At 70.2% G+C, this 20144-nt stretch carries 15 protein-coding genes; 3 read left to right on the top strand and 12 right to left on the bottom strand.

Features of this window, described 5'->3' with window-relative positions:
• Nucleotides 1-4 precede the first annotated feature (4 nt).
• Nucleotides 5-769 carry a class II aldolase/adducin family protein gene (locus HUW46_RS35630; protein ID WP_215543118.1) on the bottom strand — a complete coding sequence of 255 codons (765 nt, stop codon included), beginning with the start codon at nucleotides 767-769 and terminating at the stop codon, nucleotides 5-7.
• Nucleotides 770-929: 160 nt separating this feature from the next.
• Between HUW46_RS35630 and HUW46_RS35625 the strand changes: the two genes are divergently transcribed.
• Nucleotides 930-2375: an FGGY-family carbohydrate kinase gene (locus HUW46_RS35625; protein ID WP_215543117.1), complete on the top strand. Its 1446-nt coding sequence runs from the start codon at nucleotides 930-932 to the stop codon at nucleotides 2373-2375.
• A 91-nt stretch (nucleotides 2376-2466) separates the two neighbouring features.
• Nucleotides 2467-4662, top strand: coding sequence for a protein kinase domain-containing protein (locus tag HUW46_RS35620; RefSeq protein ID WP_215543116.1), 2196 nt, complete (start codon nucleotides 2467-2469; stop codon nucleotides 4660-4662).
• Between the two features lie 12 nt (nucleotides 4663-4674).
• Here HUW46_RS35620 and HUW46_RS35615 read toward each other — a convergent pair whose 3' ends face one another.
• Together HUW46_RS35615 and HUW46_RS35610 are read right to left on the bottom strand one after the other, a co-directional pair.
• Nucleotides 4675-6156 carry an amino acid permease gene (locus HUW46_RS35615; protein WP_215543115.1) on the bottom strand — a complete coding sequence of 494 codons (1482 nt, stop codon included), beginning with the start codon at nucleotides 6154-6156 and terminating at the stop codon, nucleotides 4675-4677.
• Between the two features lie 183 nt (nucleotides 6157-6339).
• Nucleotides 6340-8004 (bottom strand): PucR family transcriptional regulator, encoded by a 1665-nt coding sequence (locus tag HUW46_RS35610; RefSeq protein ID WP_215543114.1) that lies wholly within the window; start codon nucleotides 8002-8004, stop codon nucleotides 6340-6342.
• 146 nt (nucleotides 8005-8150) lie between these two features.
• Here HUW46_RS35610 and HUW46_RS35605 point away from each other — a divergent pair, with 146 nt between their 5' ends.
• Complete coding sequence (locus HUW46_RS35605; protein WP_215543113.1) at nucleotides 8151-9650, top strand: M1 family metallopeptidase; 1500 nt, start codon at nucleotides 8151-8153, stop codon at nucleotides 9648-9650.
• 70 nt (nucleotides 9651-9720) lie between these two features.
• Here HUW46_RS35605 and HUW46_RS35600 read toward each other — a convergent pair whose 3' ends face one another.
• Genes HUW46_RS35600 through HUW46_RS35560 form a run of 9 tightly spaced genes read right to left on the bottom strand, consistent with a single transcriptional unit; the run spans nucleotide 9721 to nucleotide 20059 of the window.
• Nucleotides 9721-10233, bottom strand: a complete 513-nt coding sequence (locus tag HUW46_RS35600) for a GNAT family N-acetyltransferase (RefSeq protein WP_215543112.1) — start codon at nucleotides 10231-10233, stop codon at nucleotides 9721-9723.
• Nucleotides 10234-10257: 24 nt separating this feature from the next.
• A complete protein-coding gene (locus tag HUW46_RS35595; RefSeq protein ID WP_215543111.1) occupies nucleotides 10258-11115 on the bottom strand; it encodes a sugar phosphate isomerase/epimerase family protein in 858 nt (285 codons plus the stop codon).
• Nucleotides 11116-11126: 11 nt separating this feature from the next.
• Nucleotides 11127-13163, bottom strand: a complete 2037-nt coding sequence (rhaD, locus tag HUW46_RS35590) for a bifunctional rhamnulose-1-phosphate aldolase/short-chain dehydrogenase (protein WP_215543110.1) — start codon at nucleotides 13161-13163, stop codon at nucleotides 11127-11129.
• Nucleotides 13160-14224 (bottom strand): ABC transporter permease, encoded by a 1065-nt coding sequence (locus tag HUW46_RS35585; RefSeq protein WP_215543109.1) that lies wholly within the window; start codon nucleotides 14222-14224, stop codon nucleotides 13160-13162. The genes rhaD and HUW46_RS35585 overlap by 4 nt, the downstream gene beginning before the upstream one ends.
• Nucleotides 14221-15219 carry an ABC transporter permease gene (locus HUW46_RS35580; protein WP_215543108.1) on the bottom strand — a complete coding sequence of 333 codons (999 nt, stop codon included), beginning with the start codon at nucleotides 15217-15219 and terminating at the stop codon, nucleotides 14221-14223. The genes HUW46_RS35585 and HUW46_RS35580 overlap by 4 nt, the downstream gene beginning before the upstream one ends.
• On the bottom strand, nucleotides 15216-16697 hold the full coding sequence (locus HUW46_RS35575) for a sugar ABC transporter ATP-binding protein (protein WP_215543107.1): 1482 nt from the start codon (nucleotides 16695-16697) through the stop codon (nucleotides 15216-15218). The genes HUW46_RS35580 and HUW46_RS35575 overlap by 4 nt, the downstream gene beginning before the upstream one ends.
• Nucleotides 16698-16719: 22 nt before the next feature.
• Complete coding sequence (locus HUW46_RS35570; RefSeq protein ID WP_215543106.1) at nucleotides 16720-17745, bottom strand: autoinducer 2 ABC transporter substrate-binding protein; 1026 nt, start codon at nucleotides 17743-17745, stop codon at nucleotides 16720-16722.
• A 35-nt stretch (nucleotides 17746-17780) separates the two neighbouring features.
• Nucleotides 17781-19265: a rhamnulokinase gene (locus HUW46_RS35565; RefSeq protein WP_215543105.1), complete on the bottom strand. Its 1485-nt coding sequence runs from the start codon at nucleotides 19263-19265 to the stop codon at nucleotides 17781-17783.
• Complete coding sequence (locus HUW46_RS35560) at nucleotides 19262-20059, bottom strand: DeoR/GlpR family DNA-binding transcription regulator (protein WP_215543104.1); 798 nt, start codon at nucleotides 20057-20059, stop codon at nucleotides 19262-19264. Before HUW46_RS35560 ends, HUW46_RS35565 begins: the two co-directional genes overlap by 4 nt.
• Between the last annotated feature and the right edge of the window lie 85 nt (nucleotides 20060-20144).

The following is a 20144-nucleotide window of genomic DNA, read 5'->3' as shown; positions in this document are numbered from 1 at the left end:
TGCGTCACCCCTGCCGCGCGAGCACGCTGCGCCGGTGGTGCTCGTCCTCGCGGCCCTCGATCCGGTCGGCCTGGTCGCTGGTGAGGTAGGCGGGCTCCCCGACCGCCAGCGCGGCGGTCAGGATCCTGGCCACCTTGACCGTCATCTCGACCGCTTGGCGGACGTCCGTCGCGGTCTCGCCGAGCACGAGGATCCCGTGGTTGCGCAGGTACACGATCTTCGGCGGCGCACCATGCGACGCCAGGTGTCCGGCCAGCGCCGCCTTGACGGTGCGCGCGAGTTCGAGGCCAGGCTCGGCGTACGGCACCAGCAACGGATGCCTGCCGAGCACCACCACCTGGTCGGGGAAGAGATGCCCGGCTACGAGCGCGTCGGCGCGATCGCTGCACAGCACGCCGTTCACCACGGTCGGATGCGCGTGCGCGACGAACTTCGCACCCGCCTCCCGCACTGCGAGCGCGTGCAGCACGACCTCGATCGACGGCCGCCGGTCACCGGAGATCCGGCACGCGGCGAGATGCCCGGCCAGTTCCTCGTCGCGAACCTCCGCACGGTCCAAAATGGACAGTACCCGGCCGGGGTCGACCTCGACGAAGTGCTCTCGCCCCACCTTGCCGAGACCGGCACCGCTGGCCTTCACCGCGAGCCTGCCCGGTGCGAGCGACACCGACGTGTTGCCCTCGCCGAGGATGGCGAGGTCGCGGCCGGGGTCGCCGAGCCAGTGGGACAGCTCGACCAGTTCGCCGATCGGGTCGTTCTCGTTCGCCATACCGAGAACTTAACAAGCCGCTGTTATCCAGGCAAAGCAAGGAAAGTCGGCGCGCGCGCAGCGATACCCACTGCTTTCGCGGCGACCCGCGACTAGGATATAACAGTCAAGTGTGTTAAGTTCACATCGTTCATGTGACACCAGGACTTCCGGAGGGGCCATGGAGCCGGTCGCGATCGGCCTCGACTTCGCGACCAGCACGGTCCGCGCGCGCTGCGTGACGGCGGCGGGCGCAACGCTGGCGACGGCGTCCGCACCCTTGCCCGCGCCGGAGCACCCGGAACCCGGTCACCGCGAACAGAACGCGACCGCGTGGTGGCCGTCGGCCCGCCGCGCGCTCGGCACCGCGCTCGGCGAACTGCCCGCGGGCACCCCGGTCGCCGGGCTCGCGATCACGGCCACCAGCGGCACGGTCGTCGCCGTCGACAGCGCGGGATCACCCGTCGGCCCCGCGCTGATGTACGACGACAGCAGGCAGGCCGCCGCCGCCCGCGACGGCTGGGCCGCCGACGAGGCGCGGTGGCGCGCGCTCGGCGTGCAGCCTTCGGTGCTGAGCACCGTCGGCCGCCTGTCCTGGCTCGCCCGCCACCACCGGAACGCGGCGAGGCTCTGCCACACCGCGGATCTGATCGGCTGGTACCTGTGCGGCCAACCGGTCGCCGCGGACTGGAGCCACACGCTCAAGGCGGGCTACGACTCATCACGCGGCGAGTGGGCCGAGGCGACCTTGGCGGCGGCCGACGTCCCGCTGACCCTGCTGCCCGAGGTGCGGGCGCCGACGACCGCGGTCGGCACGGTTTCGGCGAACGCGGCCGCGGAAACCGGGCTGCCCGCCGGATGCCCGGTGCTGCTCGGGATGAGCGACGGCTGCACCGCCCAGCTCGCCACCGGTGCCGCGGCGCCGGGGCAGTTCGTCTCGGTGCTCGGCACCACGCTGGTCGTCAAGGGGGTCAGCGATCGGCTGCTGCCCGACCCGACGGGCGCGGTGTACAGTCACCGGCACCCCGACGGGCTGTGGCTGCCCGGCGGCGCGAGCAACACCGGCGGCGAAGCGCTGGCGTCCGTGCCGCGCGATCGGCTGGCCGCGCTCGACTCCGCCGCGGCGGAGCACGGCCCCGCTTCCGTCGTGAGCTATCCCTTGCGCCGCAACGGAGAACGGTTCCCGTTCGTCGCGCCGAAGGCCGAGGGCTTCACGCTCGGCGAGCCGCGCGACGAGGTCGACTCGTACCGCGCCGCGCTCGAAGGGGTCGCCTTCTGCGAACGGCTCGCGCTGGAACACCTGCGCGGGCTCGGGCTGGAGGTGACCGCGCCGCTGCTCACCGCGGGCGGCGGCAACCGCAGCGAAGCCTGGCTGCGTATCCGGGCCGACGTGCTGGGCATGCCGCTGCGGGTCGCGGGCGACGCGGACAGCTCGTTCGGTGCCGCGTTGCTGGCCGCTTCCGGCACCCTGCACCCCGGGCTCGCCGAGGCGACCGCCGCGATGGTGCGGCCCGGCCGCGTCGTCGAGCCCTCCGGTACCCGGCTGGAAGACTCTTACCAGCGGTTCCGCGCCGAACTGAGCCGGAGGGGGTGGCTCGGCCCGTCAGATCGGGCACGAAAGCACTGAACCGGTTGCGACGGTCCCCGCCGCCGGTTATAACTTCCTCACCTCGCCGTTGTGACGCATCACCCCGATCTGTCACACCTCAGGCGGCGCCGTGACCGGAGGACCCGTGCAGAACTGGGTGGTACCAGGCTTCACCGAGATCGAACCGCTGGGCGAAGGCGGTTTCGGCCGGGTCGTGCTGGCCAAGCACACCGAATCCGGCACCCCGGTCGCGATCAAGTACCTGTTCGCCCGGTACCTCGCCGACGAAGGGCATCTCGCGCGCTTCCGCCAGGAGGCGTGGATGCTGCGCCGCGTCACGAGCCCGCACGTGGTCAAGCTGTACGAGTTCGTCGAAACCCCGTACGGCGCGGCGATCGTGATGGAAGCCGTGTCCGGTGTTTCGCTGCGGTCCATCATGACGGTCGAAGGCGCGATGACCCCCGAGGCCGCGCTCACCGTCCTCAAAGGATCGTTGCTCGGGCTGGCCGCCGCGCACGCCGCCGGTACCGTGCACCGCGACTACAAACCGGACAACGTGCTGGTCGGCCCGGACCGGCAGAGCAAGCTCGTCGACTTCGGGCTCGCGGTGCTCGCGGGCGCGGCCGACGCCCCGATCGGCTCTCCCGCCTATATGGCGCCGGAGCAGTGGGCGGGCCAGGCCGCCACCCCCGCGACCGACGTCTACGCGGCGACGTGCGTGTTCTTCCAGTGCGTCACCGGGAACCGGCCGTTCCGGGCCCAGGACACCGCGACCCTGCGGACCCTGCACACCTCGGCACCCGCGCCCGTCGGCGAAGCGCCGGAGCCCGTGCGCGGGCTGCTCGCGCGCGGCATGGCGAAGCACGCGGCCGACCGCCCGGCCAGTGCGGCCGCGTTCGTGGCCGAGCTCGAAGCCGTTGCCGTCGAGGCGTACGGCGAAGACTGGGAAGACCGCGGCTGGCACCGGCTCGGGCAGCGGGCGGCCGCACTCGTCGCGCTGTCCCCGCTCGCGGTGCTGGGCGCCGCCACCGCGCTGGCGCCCGGTGCGCTGGTCGCGGGCGGCGCGGCCGGTGGCGGGATCGTCGCGAGCGGCGGGATCGTCGGCGCGGGCACGGGCGGTACAGGAGCCGTCGGCGCGACACTCGGCGGCGGGAAGCTGATCGCCGGGGTCATCGCGTCCGTGCTCGCGGTCGCGGCCGCCGTGGTCACGGTCGTCACGCTGACCGGTCCGGACGACCCCGCGCCACCGGTCGCCGCGGCCACGACCCCGGCCCCCGCGCTGAACGTCGCGCTGCAGACCAGGGCGGAACGGTTCAGCGGCCCCGATTTCGACATCAACATGCAGTACGCGCACGTCACCGGTGCCGCGAACCCGGACGTAGAACGGAAGCTCAACGCCGAGCTGATGCGGCCGATCGACGCCAGGGTGGACCAGGTCCGCCGCTCACTGGTGTCGGCGAACATGAAGGAATCGGACGGCGACATCCCGCACGCCTTGGGCAAGGCCGACGTCCGCATGCGCGGGCCGAAGGTCATTTCCGTGCGGTACGACTTCTCGATGGACTCGCTCGTGCTCGGGCACGCGAGCTGGACCACCAGCGTGACGTCCACAGTGGACGCCGAGACGGGCGCGGTGGTCAGCCCGGAGCAGGTGTTCGGGCCGGATCTCACCGCCGTCACCGAACGCCTGCGCGCCCGCGTCCCGGACGGATTCTGCCCCGGCGACCACCCCGAACGCGATGCCACCGTGTTGAGCAAGGAGGCACTGGCCGGGCACTCCGGCCAACCGTCGACCTCCATCGCCTACGGACCCGACGGCGTCGAGTTCTTCCTCGACCTGTTCCAGCTCGGCTACACCGGGGCGTGCGGCACGAAGAACATCACCGTGCCCTACGGCGATCTCAGCGCACTGATGTCCCCCGACTTCAAGGCGAAGCTCGGTCCCGCCGCGACCGCCCCGGCACCGCCCAGCTCGTCCGGTATCTCGCACGACGCCGAGGGCGCGGCCACCGTGATGGAGAACTACTACAAGGCGCTGGGCGCCAAGGACGTCCCCGCGCTCTGCCGGATCAGCGCACCCGCCTGGTCGGACCAGGGCGGCGCGACCACGTGCGTGCAGAACTTCTCCAGCCTCGTCAACGCGCTCTCCCCCGCCGCTCTCGCCGCGTGCGAGAAGGTGACCGTGGACGCCGGGAAGATCGTCGAAGCGGGCAAGGACAAGGTCGTCGTACCGCCGTCCGCCATCCGGGGCGCGCCGCCCATGACCGTCGGCGATGACCTTTCCCTGCAATGGCACGGCGGAACCTGGCTCATCCACAAGTCCTGAACACGACCCGTTTCAGTCGGTCACCAGTTCCGGCTCGGCTTCCACCGGTGTGTTCAGCGCGGAGTGCCTTCGCGCCCAGAGCAGGTAGTAGACCAGTGCCACCACCAGCCAGACGACGAAGATCACCTGGGTGACCGAGCCGAGGCCGTAGATCACGTAGCCGCAGATCAGCACGGTGAGCACCGGGATGACCGGTCCGCCGGGCACCCGGAACGCGGCGGGGTGGTCGCCGGTGTCGCGGCGGCGCAGGATCAGCACCGTCAGCGCCACCACGATGAACGCGAACAGCGTGCCGATGCTCGTCAGGTCACCCAGCGCGTCCAGCGGGAAGAACGCCGCAGCCAGCGCCACGAGCACCGACACCAGCACGGTGTTGAACACCGGGGTGCGGGTACGCGGACTGATCTTGGCGAACCGGCGGGACACCATGCCGTCGCGGCCCATCGCGAGCAGGATCCTGGTCTGGGCGTAGAGGGTCACCAGGGTGACCGAGAAGATCGAGATCACCGCGCCGAGCGAAAGCACCTCTCCCGGCCAGGACTGCCCGGTCAGGTTCTGCAGGATCACCGCGAGACCGGCCTCCTGGCCGTCGAACTTCTGCCACTCCTGCGCGCCGATCGCGGCGACGGCCACCAGGATGTAGATCGCGATCACCACGGTGACCGCGATCAGGATGGCGCGCGGCAGGGTCCGGCGCGGGTCGCGCGCCTCCTCCCCGGCGGTGGAGACGGCGTCGACGCCGACGAAGGTGAAGAAGATCGACGCGCTGCCCGCGGTGATGCCAGCGACGCCCATCGGGGCGAAGTCGGCGAAATTGCCGGCGCGGTACGCGGTCAGCGCCAGCACGCCGAACAGTGCCAGTACGCCGAGCTTGAGCAGCACCATGATGGTGTTGACGAGCATCGACTCAGTGACCCCGCGGACGAGCAGCACGCCGCACAGGAACACCAGGACGATCGCGGGCAGGTTGACGATCCCGTGCTGGTCACCGTCGGAGGTGAACGGCGCGTGCATCGCCCAGTAGGGCAGGTGGACGTGCAGCACGTCCTCGGACAACTTGCCGAGGTACCCGCTCCAGCCGACGGCCGACGCGGCGGTGGACACTCCGTACTCGAGCAGCAGGCAGGCACCCATGGCCACCGCGGTGAACTCGCCGAGCGAGGCGTAGGCGTAGGTGTAGGTCGATCCGGACACCGGGATGCGGGAAGCGACCTCGGCGTAGCACAGCGCGGACAGCGCGGCCGCGATCCCGGCGATGACGAACGAGACGACCACCGCCGGTCCCGCCTTGGGCACCGCGGTGGACAGGGTGAAGAAGATGCCGGTGCCGACCACGCAGCCGATACCGATCATCGCCAGGTGGAAGGTGCCCAGCGACCGTTTCAGCTTGGCTTGGGAACCGGCGGTCTCCCCGCCGTCGAACTGGTCCATCGGCTTTCGCCGCAGCATCTGCCCCCGTATCCCGGGCGGCGCCAGTAATACCTGTTCGGCCATGAAGTTCTCCAGAATGGTGTGCGCGCGGGAACCGGCTCCGGACGCGTGAGAACGGCGGGGTGACCCGCCTTGAGGATTGCCTCTGGCCGACAACTGTGCTGCGCCCCGACGCGGGGAGCTACCGACGATGTGTGCGAACCGAAGGCCCCGTTCCCACACACTGTGCGCCGAGGCTCCCGGTGGTCAGCCCGTCTCGCGCAGCCGGTGCAACCGCAGGCTGATGTCCAGCAGCAGCCGGTCGTCGTGCCGGTCGAGGTCCCGCCCGGTCAGCTGGGCGATCTTGCGCAGCCGGTAGATCAGCGAGTGCCGGTTGAGGTACAGGCACCGCGCCGCCGACGAGATGTTGCCGTTTTCGATCAGGTAGACCTCGAGCGTGTGCAGCAGGTCGGGGCTGCGGCTTTCGGCCAGCAGCGGCGCGAGCACGCGGTCCGCCAGGTCCAGCGCGGCCGGATCGCGGAGCAGGGCGTGCAGCACGACGAAGGCGCCCAGCTGGTCCGGCTCGCGGAAGGCACCGGACCCGTCCAGCCTCCTGGTCACCGAAAGCGCGATCCGGGCCTGTTCGGTGGCCAGTGCCAGCCCGGACAGCTCGACCGGTGCGTCGGCCGCGCCCAAGGACACGGTCAGCCATCCGGGCGGTCCTGCCGCCAGCTTGTGCACCCGTGCCCAGTCGGCGTCCGTCTCGTGCAGGCACAGCAGCACCTCGTTCCCGTGCGCCGCCACCGTGCTGGCCGGGTGGGACAGCCGGCGGCGCAGCTGGCGGGCCAGCGCACGGGTCGGGTCCGAGAGCATGCCGACGGGTGGGCTGTCCGGTCCGTTCGCCGGGCCGGGGTTGTGCACCAGCGCGATACCGACCGCGTACCGGGTGTCCTCGGCGAGACCGACCACTCTCGCGCGCGTCGCGAGGTCTTGCGCTGAGCGCATCTTGCCCGTCGCCACCTGGAGGACGAACTCGGTCCTGGCGTGCCAGGCCGCCTCCTCTTCGGTCACCCCTCGGAGCAGTTCGATGGCCACCGCGACGCCCGCGTGCAGCACCGCCCGCCGGGTGATCGCGTCCCGCTCCTCGTCCTCGCCGCGGTGCCGCACCGCGACCACCCAGCCCAGCGTGCCGTCGCGGACCACCGCGGGGACGGCCATCGCCTCGGTGTCCCCGGCCAGCGGGGCGATCATCACCTCCGCCGCCGTGGTCTGGCCCCATCGGCTGCTGGCCAGCTCCGCCATCGCGGCGACCAGCGCGGATTCCCTGGCGCCGTCGGCGAGCCAGAACCGCCCAGCCGGTCCGGCGCCGCGGACGGTCATGGTGGCGTCGAAGACCACGGCCGACGCGCCGCTCGCGTTTTCCAGCACGGTCGCCACCCCGACCGCACCGTCCTCTTCCAGCAGCGCCCGGGTGAACTCCGGTGGCAGCTCGCGGATGTCACGCGGGTAGACGGCGTCCCGCGCGTAGATGGCTTGGACCACCGCACGGGACACATCGGAGAACCGGACCCGCCCGCGCAGCTTGATCAGCGGCACGGCTGTCCGCTCGGCCTCGGCGACCACGCCTTCGGGCACCCGGTCGAACGGGGCGCCTTCGCCTACGCACAAGCAGATCGCCGCCGCCCCGGCCGCGGCGATCTCCTTGACCATCCGCCGCAGCCGGTGCTCGTCGCACCCCATACCGGTGGTAACCACCAGGTCACCGGCACTGACGAAGTCCTCCACCGGCCATTCGATCACCGATGTCCAGGACACCGGGGTGGCCAGCCGGTCCTGGCCGGTGAGCACCTTGGCCGAGGTGAAAGGGGAGAGCCGCAGGCAGGCGGCGACGTCCACCGGACCCGGGTTGGAGGCGAGCAGGAGCCGTTCCACATCCGTAAGTTATCCCGGCTTGGAATGCAATACGAAAAAAGTGGGCAATTTGGTGGAGATCGGATTGCACAGGTTGTGGCTGTCGGGCCGCACCGCCCCGCCCCATCATCAATTTCGCCCATTTCGCCTGTCGCAGGAGGTCACCGATGACCCGATGGACCCGTTCCGTGCTCGCTGCGGTCGCCGCGGCGACGGCCACCGTCTTGGTGACCGGCACCGCCTCCGCCGCCGGCACACCCGGCAGACCGAGCATCGGCGATCCGTACTTCCCGAACGACGGCAACACCGGGTACGAGGTCGATCACTACAACCTGCGGCTGACCTACCAGCCCGGTGCCGACCACCTGGCGGGCACCGCGACCATCCTGGCCACCACCGAGCACGAGCTGAGCTCGTTTTCCTTCGACTTCGGCCTGAACGCCTCCTCGGTGCTGGTGGACAACGTGCCGGCGAAGTTCACCAAACGGGGCAACAAGCTGCTGGTCACCCCGAAGCACAGCGTGCCGGGTAAACGGCCCGTGACAGTGGTGGTGCGCTACCAAGGCGTGCCGTCCACTGTGGAGATCGACGGCAAGAAGGTGTGGACCGCCACCCCGGACGGCGCGCATTCGGTGGCCCAGCCGCACCTGGCCTCGGCCTGGTTCCCGTGCAACGACCACCCGAGCGACAAAGCCACCTTCGAGGTCTCGGTGGCGGTACCGGACGGCACCTCCGCGATCTCCACCGGGGTGCTCGCCGACAAGAGCAGCCGGCTGGGCTGGACCAGGTGGAACTGGCGCAGCAGCAAGCCGCAGGCCACCTACAACCAGATGCTGACCATCGGCAAGTACGACGTCCGCCACCAGACCCTCGCGAACGGTCGTCCCTTCGTCACCGCCTACGACCTGCGCACCGAGCCCAGCCTGCTGGCGGCCGCGCGAGCCGCGGTGGAGCGCACCCCCGAGGTGCTGGACTTCGAGTCCGAGCTGTTCGGCGAATACCCGTTCGAGGCGGCGGGCGGCGTGGTCGACGAGTACACCGGAAGCGATCACGACGCCGAGGAGTTCCAGACCAGGCCGGTTTACGACGCCGGGGAGTTCCTCAAGGACTCGAACATGTACATCGTGGTCCACGAGAACGCGCACCAGTGGTTCGGTGACGCCGTGTCCCCCGCCGACTGGTCGAACATCTGGCTGAACGAGGGCTTCGCGAACTACAGCGAGTGGCTGTGGTCCGAGCACGAAGGCGAGGGCACCGCGCAGCAGCTGGCCAGTTGGACCTACGCGCACCAGGACGAGGACTACTGGAAGATCAAGCCGGGCAACCCCGGTGGCCCGAACCTGCTCAGCAACCCGGTCTACACCCGAGGCGCGATGACCCTGCAGGCGTTGCGCAGCGTCGTCGGCGACGACGCGTTCTTCACCATCCTGCGCACCTGGGTGCGGGAAAACCGCTACGGCAACGGCGCGGTCGGGCAGTTCACCGCGCTGGCCGAGAGGGTGTCCGGCAAGAACCTCGGCAAGTTCTTCAAGACCTGGCTGTTCACCTCGGCCAAACCCGCCGCGACGCCGGAGAACGGATTCCCCGTACAGACGATGGCGGCCGCCGGGGAACCGAAGTCCTACGCGAAGCTCACCGCCGTCCGGCACCCGAGCACCACCCGCTGAACGCACCCGCGGCGAAGGCAAGTGAGGAGTTCGGCACGGCCGCGAGGCCGTGCCGAACTCCTGCCGCGACTCAAATCCCGAACGGTCTCGCGTAGCGCACGAGCCCACCGGGGATGGGGTGGCCGTCGAGGCTGAGCGCCATCAGCGCGTCGTCGGGCACTTCGACGGACAGCCTGATCCCGAAACCAGACGCGCGGGTGAACCCGAACCTCGGGTAGTACGCCGGGTGCCCGAGCACCACGACGAAGTGCTCGCCCCGGTCACCTGCCGCCGACAGGGCGGCGCGGATTGCCGCCGAGCCCGCGCCGGTCCGCTGGTGCGCGGGGGGCACCGAGCACGGGCCAAGGCACAGCGCCGGGACGTCGTCGATGTGGCACCGGGTGAGCAACGCGTGCCCGGCGACCTCGCCGTCCGGTGTCGCCGCGACCACGGACAGACCGTCGATCCAGGACGGGTCGGTGCGCAGGGCGTCGAGGATCTCGGCTTCTTGGGCCGTTTCGAACGCGGCGAGCGTGATCTCCCGGACCGCTGGGATGTCCGCACTCGTTTCGGCGCGCGTGTGCCAGGTGGTGGGGGTGGTCATGACGGCATGGTCACACGGAACGCCTCAGCGCGCTCCCGAATAACGCGCCCGCAGGAACTCCCGCGCCCCGACCGCCAACTCCATCCCGTCGGTCCACAGGTTCCGCCAGATGGCCAGCGAGGACGACAACGTCGGGTGCACGACCTCCGACGAGAACGACTCGAAGGTCACCGTGCCGTCGTAGCCGACCTCGTCGAGCGCGGAGAAGAATTCGTCCCACGGCACGGACCCGGTGCCGAGCTGCCCGCGGTGCGACTCCCCCACGTGCACGTAGCCGAGCCTCCCCGCCACCGACGCCGCCAGCACAGCCTCGCGGAAGGACCGCTCTTCGATGTTCATGTGGTAGGTGTCGAGATGGGCGACCACATTGGACCGTCCGACCTCTTCGATGAAGTCCAGGGTCTGCGCGGTCGTGTTGAGCACGTTCGTCTCGTAGCGGTTGCAGAACTCGAGCCCGAGCGTGATCCCGTGGTACGCGGCGCGATCGGCCAGCAGCGCGATGCTTTCGACCGAGTTCGCCCTGCCCCTCGGCGTCGCGGGCGCGGTGTAGCGGCCGAGCTTGCCGAAGAGCACGCCACCGAGGTAGCTGCCGCCGAGGTCGCGGACCAGGTCCACAGCGGACTCCAGGCGCCGCCGCCCCGCCTCCACAATGGACTCGTCGTCGCTCGACACGTCGGTCTCGTCGTCGAGGCCGAGGCTGGCGCTGACCGAAAGGCCGTGCTCGGCCAGCAGCCGCGCGGTCATCGGCGCGTCGAACAGCGCCGGGTCGATCGCGGCGATCTCGATCAGGTCGTAGCCCGCCTCCGCCGACGACCGGATCGCGCGGCGCGCCTCGTGCTCGCTCCAGCCGCCCGCCCACACCAGTGCGTGGATGCCGATCATGACTTCCTCCCCTAGCGCAGAAAAGCTTGTGGGACACCGGAATCGACCGGGATGATCAGGCCGGTGGTGATCGGCAGCGACCCGTTGGTCAGCGTCAGCACCGCCGACGCGACGTGCTCGGGCAGCACCTCGACCTTCAGCACGGTCCGCTGCGCGTAGAACTTGCCGAGGTCCTTCTCGTCCACGCCGTAGGTCGCCGCGCGCGAAGCACCCCATCCACCGGCGAAGATCCCGGATCCCCTGACTACCCCGTCCGGGTTGACGCCGTTGACGCGGACGCCGATGTCGCCGAGTTCGGCGGCCAGCAGCCGGACCATGTGCGCCTGCGCCGCCTTCGCCGAGGAGTAGGCGAGGTTGGCCGGTCCCGCGAACACGGCGTTCTTCGAGCAGATGTTGACGATGTCGCCGCCGAGCCGCTGCGCCCGCAGCACCCGCTCCGCCGCGCGCGCGACCAGGAACGACCCGCGCGTCATGATCCGGTACTGGAGGTCCCAGTCCGCCACCGAGGTGTCGGCCAGTGTGCCCGCGCGCGTGATGCCCGCGTTGTTGACCACGATGTCCACCCCGCCGAAGGCCAGTACGGCCGCGTCGATCCCGGCGGTCACGGCGTCCTCGTCGGTCACGTCCAGTGCGACGCCGCGAGCCACGTCCGGTCCACCGAGCTCGGCGGCCACACCGTCGCATTTGGACTGGTCGAGATCGGCGACGACGATGTTGGCACCGTGCTCGGACAGCAGTTTCGCGGTGGCCAGCCCGATCCCGGACGCCCCGCCGGTCACCACCGCGACCTTGCCCGCGAGTGCCTTCGGTGCCGGGCGGAGCTTGAGCTTCTTCTCTTCGAGCTGCCAGTACTCGACGGCGAACTTGTCCGCCTCGGTCACCGGCTGATAAGTCGACACGCCTTCGGCGCCGCGCATCACGTTGATCGCGTTGACGTAGAACTCGCCGGCCACGCGCGCGGTCTGCTTGTCGGCGCCGAAGGAGAACATGCCGACGCCGGGCACCAGCACGATCGCCGGGTCCGCGCCGCGCATCGCGGGCGAGTCGGCGGTGGCATGGCGGTGGTAGTAAGCGCTGTATTCGTCCCGGTAGGCCGCGTGCAGTTCGGCGAGCCTGGCGACCACCGTCTCGAGTGGAGCGTCCGGCGCGGTGTCGAGCAGCAGCGGGCGGACCTTGGTGCGCAGGAAGTGGTCAGGACACGAGGTGCCGAGCGCGACGAGTGGTTCTAGCTTCTCCCGCGACAGGAAGTCGAGCACCACCTCGCTGTCGGTGAAGTGCCCGACCTGGCGCCGGTCCACCGAGGCGATCGCGCGCAGGTGCGGGAACAGCTCCGCCGCGCGAGCACGGCGTTCCGTAGTGTCCAAAGTGGACCTGATAACCGGCCCGAACGGCTCGGCCACCGAGGCGCGCGCGAGGTACTCGGCCGCCTCGCGGATGATCGCCAGCGACCGTTGCTCTACTTCGTCGCTGGTGGCACCCCAGGTCGTCAGCCCGTGCCCGCCGAGCACGGCGCCGATCACCCCCGGTTCCGCGGACAGCTCCGCCATCGACTTGCCCAGCTCCCACCCCGGGCGCTGCCACGGCACCCAGGCCACCGAGCCGCCCCAGATCTCGCGCACCAGCCGCTCGCCGTCGGCGGCGCAGGCGAGCGCGATCACCGAGTCCGGGTGGAGGTGGTCCACGTGCGGCAGCTCGACGAGCCCGTGCATCGGGGTGTCGATCGACGGCGTGGCACCGCCGGTGCCGTGCGAGCAGTAGGAAAACAGCGGCACCATCTCGTCCTCATGGGAGACTCCCCTGTAGACGGAATCGAGCGCGACGAGCCGCTCGCGCTCCAGCACCGCGAGTCCTTTCGCCTTCAAGGTGCCGAGATCGCCGCCGGATCCCTTGACGTAGAGCAGTTCCACCGGCTCGCCGGTCGCCGGGCTGGTCACCGAAACCTTGACCGAGGTGTTGCCGCCGCCGTAGTTGGTCACCGCGGGGTCGGCGCCCAGCCGGTTCGAGCGCGCGAGCAGCTCACCGACCGCGTCCGGGACGTTCTCACTCATCGGGTCCCCCCGTACTTTCTCGTGGTGTACGCGTTGAGCAGTGCGCAGAAGACGAGCACCGCGCCGAGCGCGAGCAACTGGAACTGGGTGCCCTCGTTGCCTTCGAACAGCAGCAGGATCCCGGCGTTGAGCCAGGTGACGAGGATCGCCGCGAGCAGCACGCCCGACACCCTGCCGATCCCGCCGGTGATCGCGACGCCGCCGAGCACGGCGATGGTGATCGCGGGCAGCGCGAGCCCGTTGCCCGCGGTGCCCGCGTCCGGCCGTGCCGACGCGAACTGCCCGGTGGTGTAGACCGCGACGAACCCGGCGATCACCCCCGCGAGGACGTAGGCGCGCATCCTGGTCGCCGCGACCGGCACGCCCGACCAGGTCGCCGCGACGTCGTTGGTGCCGATCGCGAACAGCCGCCGCCCGAACGTGGTGCGCTGCAACAGGAGCCAGACCACCACCATCGCCGGGAGCAGGAAGGTGAACACGCCCAGCGGCACGTTCGGGATGTCGTGCCCGATCACCGGGATCTCGACCGAGGCGGTGAGCGAGTACAGCGACTGGATGCTCGGCGTGCTGATCGGCTGCTGGGCGTTGATCACCACGGCGAGCGACTTGAACGCGTAGTAGGTCGCCAGCGTGGTGATCAGCGCGGGAAAACCGAGGCGGGCGACCAGGAATCCGTTCACCGCGCCGAGCGCGCCGCCGACCACCACCGCGAGCAGGATCGCCGGGAGCAGCGGCCAGCCCCACTGTCCACTCGCGAATCCGAAGACCATGCCGGTCAGCGACACGATCGCGCCGATGGACAGGTCGATCCCGCCGCGGCCGGACACGATCACCAGCAGCTCGGCGAGCGCGAGCATCGCCAGCGGCACCGCGTCGACGAGCGAAGCGGCGAGGTAGTCCGGGTTGTACGGCCCGGTCAGGTACCCGCCGTAGCCCAGCAGCGTCATCCAGACCAGCACGACGACGATCAGGATCACCAGCAGGATCTCGCGCCGGGTCAGCACCGCGCGCAGCACGCGCGAACCGAGCCCCGGATCGGCCTTCACGTCGACCTCGGTCATCGCTTCGCCCTCCTCGCCCGTTCCCGCAGCAGATCGGCGCCGACCGCGATGATCACGAACACGCCGACGAACAGATCGGACAGATCGCTCGGCCAGCCGAGCTGCGTGACACCGGAGGCGACGGTCTGCACCAGCAGCGCGCCGAGGACGGTGCCGAGCACCGAGCCCCTGCCGCCCATGATCGAGGTTCCGCCGATCACCACCGCGGCGATCACCGCGAGCTCCTTGCCGGAGCCGATGCTCTGGTCGAGCGTGGCGGTGCCCTTGGCGATGGTGAACACGGCGGCCAGCCCGACCAGCGCGCCGGTGACCACGTAGGCCAGCAGCACCCGGCGCCGCACCCGCACCCCGGCCAGTTCGGCGGCGACCGGATCGCCGCCGATCGCGTAGAAGTGCCTGCCGCCCGGCGTTTGGCGCAGGTACCACCACACCGCGGCAGCGATCACCGCCATCAGCAGGAAGCTGTGCGGCAGCCCGAACGTCCGCCCCGCATCGCCGCGCCCGAACAGGTCCAATGTGGACGGAATGCCGTTGACCGTCTGCGAGCCGAAGATCTGCCTGCCGACGAACTGGAACAGGTTGAGCGTGCCGAAGGTGATGATGATCGCGTGCACCCTGCCCCACGCGATCAGCACGCCGTTCACCGCGCCGAGCAGCGCGCCGACGGCGATCGCCACCAGCAGCGCCACCACGAGCGGGACCTGCGCTTCGACGAGCAGGCGCGCGGTGATCACGCCGCACACCATCATGCCGCTGCCGACGGACACGTCGATCCCGGCGGACACGATGACCAGTGTCATGCCGACGCCGATGAGCGCGACCGGCGCGACCTCGATCAGCAGCGGCCGCAGCGAATCCGCGGAGAGGAACGCCGGGGTGGCCCACCACAGCACGAGCCAGAGCGCGGCGACCACGACCAGGAGCACGACCTCTTGTCCGGTGACGAGCGGCGCGATGACGCGCTCGCGCTTGCCCCGCACGGCGATGGCGGTCATGTGCGCACCTCGCTCTCGCCAGCGGCCGCCGCGAGAACGTCCACTTGGGACGCTTCGTGGCCGAACTCGGCGACGGTCGTGCCGCCGCGCACCACCAGCAGCCGGTCCGCGATCCGAAGCGCCTCCGGCAGGTCCGAGGTGACCACCAGCACCGCGGTGCCCTCGTCGGCGAGCGCGGTGACGATCCGGTGGATCTCCTCCTTCGCGCCGACGTCGACGCCCTGGGTCGGCTCGGCGAGCATGAGCACGTCGGGGCGCCGCACGAGCTGGCGGGCGAGCACGACCTTCTGCGCGTTGCCACCGGACATCGCGCCGATCGGCTGGCGCTCGCTCGGCGTCTTCACCGCGAGCCGGTCGATCAGGTCCTTCGCGACCGTCCTTTCGCGACCCCGGTCCATCCACAGCCGGAACTTCGACAGCAGCGGGAGGTGACCGACCGAGATGTTGAACGCGATGGACTGGAACGAGAACATGCCCTGCGCCTTGCGGTCGGCGGGCAGCAGCGCGATCCCGAGCTTCTGCGCGTGCCTCGGCGAAGTCGGGCGAACGGGTTCACCGCCGAGGCGGATCTCCCCCGCCGTCGCCTGGTCGATCCCGTAGACCGTGTTCGCGATCTCCGAGACACCGGACCCGACGAGCCCGTACAGCGCGACGATCTCCCCCGCCTTGACCGTGACGTCGACGTCGTGGAACTCGCCTTCCAGCCCGAGCGAGGAGAGTTCGAGCTTCGGCGGTCCGTCCGGGACCGTCCTGGTAGGACGTTCGTCGTCGAGCACGTCGCCGACCATCAGCTCGGCGATCTGCCGCACGGTCAGTTCGGCGATCGGGTAGGTGCCGAGCGTGGCGCCGTCGCGCATCACGGTCACCTCGTCCGCGATCCGGAACAGCTCGTCGAGCCGGTGCGAGATGTAGATGATCGCGACACCCGATTCCTTGAGCCGCCGCACCACGCCGAACAGCACCTCGATCTCGGCGTCGGTGAGGATGGCCGACGGCTCGTCGAGGATGAGCAGTTTCGCTTCCCCCGCAAGCGCTTTCGCGATCGACACCTGTTGCTGCTCGGCGATCGAAAGGTCACCGACCGGGGACGTCGCCTCCGAAGACGGCAGCCCGAGCAGGTCGAGCAGGTCCACCACGCGTTCGTGCTGCGCCGCCCAGTCGATCCTCGGCCCGGAGCGGAGTTCCCTGCCCAAGAAGATGTTCTCCGACACCGTGAGCTCGCGGAAGAGCTGCGGTTCCTGGTAGACGGTCGCGATCCCGAGCGCCATCGCGTCCGCCGTGGCGCCGATGCGCGCGGGCGCCCCGTCGAACTCGATCGACCCGGTGTCCGGGGTGACCGCGCCAGAGAGAATTTTGATCAGCGTCGACTTGCCCGCACCGTTCTCCCCGACCAGCGCGTGCACAGTGCCGGGCTCCACGACGAGGTCCGCGTGCCCGATCGCGCGCACCGCGCCGTACCGCTTCGAAATGTCCTTCATGGACAGACGAGGCGCGCCCATGTCAGTAGCTGAACTGGTCGGCGTTGTCCTTGGTGATCACCAGCGGGTCGCCGAGGAGCAGCGTCTTGGTCGCCGCGTCCCACTTCACCGCGGGCAGCTTGTCGCTCACCTTGTTCACCGGCTGGAACTGCTTGCCCGCGGCGAGCTGGTCGCCCGCCCACGCGGTGAGGTAGCCGAGTTGCTCGACGTCCCACAGGATCGAACTCGACGAAGAGCCGTCCGCGAGGTACGGCTTCATCGACTTCGGCGTGCCGAGGCCGACGGTGAAGACCTTGCCGATGCGGTTCGAGTCCTTGACGGCCTGCGCGACACCGGGCGCGGACGAGGTGCACTCGCCGATCAGGCCGGTGAGATCCGGGTGCGCGTTCATCAGGTCCGCCGCCATCTGGGTCGCCTTGGCCTGGTCCTCACCCGCGTACACGGTGTCGACGATCTGCGCCTGGGGGTACTTCTCGGCGGTGTACCGCTTCTGCACCTTGATCCACGAGTTCAGGTTCTCCGCTGTCTCTCCACAGGAGACGATCGCGTACTTCCCCTTGCCGCCCATGGCTTTCAGCATCGCGTCGGTGAGCGCCTTGCCGATCTGCTCGGTGGACGCCTGGTTCACGAACGCGTCGCGGACCGAGTTCGGCGCGTCGGTGTCCGAGGTCATCACCTTGATGCCCTTGTCCTGCGCTTCCTTCAGCACCGGCGCCATCGAGTTGGGGTCGTTCGGCGCGACCACGATGACCTGCACCCCGCGCTGGATGAACGAGCGCACGATCTGCGTCTGCGCGGCCGCGTCCGCCTGGGTCGGGCCCTGGTAGAGCCAGGTCGCGTCGCCGAGCGCCTGCTCCGCGCCCTTTCCGCCGGTGTTCATCGCCTCGAAGTACGGGATGCCCTGCAGCTTCGGCACGAACGCGATCTGGTGCTTCCCGCCGGCGTTGCCACCCGCGTCGCCGCCGCTGTTCTTTTGCGTGCAGCCCGCCGCGGCCAGCGTGGCGACGAGGCCGAGCACCACCACGGTGTTCCGGATCGTTGTCCTCATGCGGATCATCCCTCTCTTCGACGGAGTCACGTGGGTCAAGCTCGGTGGTACAGACCATCGGCGTTGGTCAGGGTGTCCAGCAACGCGGCGGCCGCGGTCCAGTCGTGGCGGGCGCGCGGCTCGTACTCGGTCAGGTCGGCGGAGTCCGCGACGGCGGCCCGGATTTCGGTGACACCGCCGAACTCCCCGAGCGCGGCGAGCTGGACCGCCGCGTTGCCCATCGCGGTGGCCTCCACCGGTCCACATCGGACCGGCAGACCGGTCGCGTCCGAGGTGAGCTGCGACAACAGGGTGTGCCGCGCGCCGCCGCCCACGATGTTGACCGCGGGCGGGCGTGTCCCGGTGACCGCGGTGATCGCGTCGAGCACCCGGCGGTACCCGAGCGCGAGCGAGTCGATCGCGCAGCGGGCGATCGCGCCGACCGTCGCGGGCACCGGCTGGCCGGTCCGCGCGCAGTACTCCTGGATGCGGCGCGGCATGTCGCCCGGCAGCAGGAAATCGGTCGAATCCGGGTTCACCACGCTGACCAGGCCGGGTTCGGCGCGCGCGAGTTCGGCGATCTCCGCGTAGCCCAGATCGGCGCCCTCGCGGTGCCACTGCTTGCGGCACTCCTGCAGCAGCCACAGCCCCATCACGTTGCGCAGCAAGCGGATCGTGCCGCCGTAGCCACCTTCGTTGGTGAGGTTGACCGCCTTCGCCGAAGCGTCGACGCGCGCCCGAGAAGTCTCGACGCCGACGAGCGACCAGGTACCCGACGAGATGAACAGCGCGCCGGGTTCGGTGAACGGCACCGCGACGACCGCGCTCGCGGTGTCGTGCGCGGGCGGCACGATCACCCTGGTCTCCGACAGCGCGCGGGTGAACCCGCCGCGGAGCGCGCCGACGTCGGTACCGGGCTGGATCACCTCCGGCAGCAGGTGGTCCGGGATGCCCAGCGCGGCGAGCAGCCCGGTGGCCCAGCGGCCGGTGCGCATGTCGAGCGCGCCGGTGGTCGACGCGGCGGTGTACTCGGTGCCGGTGCTGCCGGAAAGCAGGCGATGGAAGACGTCCGGCATCATCTGCAGCCGCTCCGCCGCCGCGAGCCGGTCGGGGTGGTCGTGCAGGTCCGAAGTGAGGCCGAAGATCGTGTTGATCGGCATCAGCTGGACGCCCGTCGCGTCGTAGATCGCGTCGGCCCCGACGGCGTCGACCGCGCGCTTCATCGCGTCGAGCTGGCGCGGATCCCGGTAGCAGGTGGGCTGGTCCACCATTCGTCCGTCCACACGGAACAGTCCATAGTCGACACCCCAGGCGTCGACGCCGACCGAGTCGACCGTGCCGCCGCCCGCGTCCAGCCTGGTGAGCCCCGCGGTGACCTCGCGCAGCAAGGTGTCCATGTCCCAGCGCAGGATCCCGTTCTCGGTGCGGGGGCTGTGCGCGAACCGATGCGCGACGTCGATGTCGAAGCGGGTCCCATCGAACCCGGCGCGCACCACCCTGCCGCTTTCGGCACCGAGGTCGACCGCGGCCACGGTCCTCATGCGGTGCCCCCGAGCGGCCGCTCGACCTCGGCGATCCGCACCGGGACCCCGATCGCCGCCCAGTCGGCGACCACCTTCGGCGCGATCCCATCGTCGGTGATGAGCGCGTCCACGCCGTCGGGGCGCACGAACGGATGGATGGCGAAGCGACCCGCTTTCGAGGAGTCGAAGACCCCGTAGACCCGATCGCACACGCCTGCGATGAACGCCTTGGTCTGCGCCTCGTCGGGGCTGACGTCCATCAGCCCGTTCTCCGGTGACAGGCCGACGAGCCCGAAGAAGCCCTTGTCGATCCGGCCGCGCCCGGTCAGCAGGTCCCCGATCGGGCCGACCATGGATTCCGCGGACCGGCGCAGCACGCCGCCCGGCATCAGCACCATCGAGTTCGTCTGCTCCATGAACAGCGTCGCCACCCGGAGCCCGTTGGTGATCACCACCAGGTTCCTGCGGTCGACCAGTTCGGTCGCGACGTGGTAGGCGGTGGTCGAGGAGTCCATCGCGATCACGTCACCGTGGTCGACCAGTGCGGCCGCGCGGCGCGCGATCGCCTGCTTCGCCGCGTGCGAGTGCCGGACGCGCATCGCCCACGCGCCCTCGTCGGTGGTCCCGACCCCGACCGCGCCGCCGCGCACCCGGCGCAACAGGTTCCGCCGCTCCAGCGCGTCGAGATCCTTGCGAACCGTCACCGCCGACACGCCGAAGCGATCGCTCAGCTCGTTGACCGAGACCCGGCCCGAAGCCTCGAGATCGAGCAGAATGCCCTGCTCACGCTCGAATTCGTCGAGTGATCGCAAAGCGCAACCCTCCCGGACTCCGCTGGTCGTCTCTGCTCCAGGTGAGCAGGAAATCTGCCATCGGCGAAATTCGGAGTCAACACCG

Origin of the sequence: Amycolatopsis sp. CA-230715 (assembly GCF_018736145.1) — a bacterium.
Lineage (GTDB): Bacteria > Actinomycetota > Actinomycetes > Mycobacteriales > Pseudonocardiaceae > Amycolatopsis.
The sequence above is the reverse complement of the archived record's forward strand: the minus strand, read 5'-3'. Positions and strand labels throughout refer to the sequence as shown.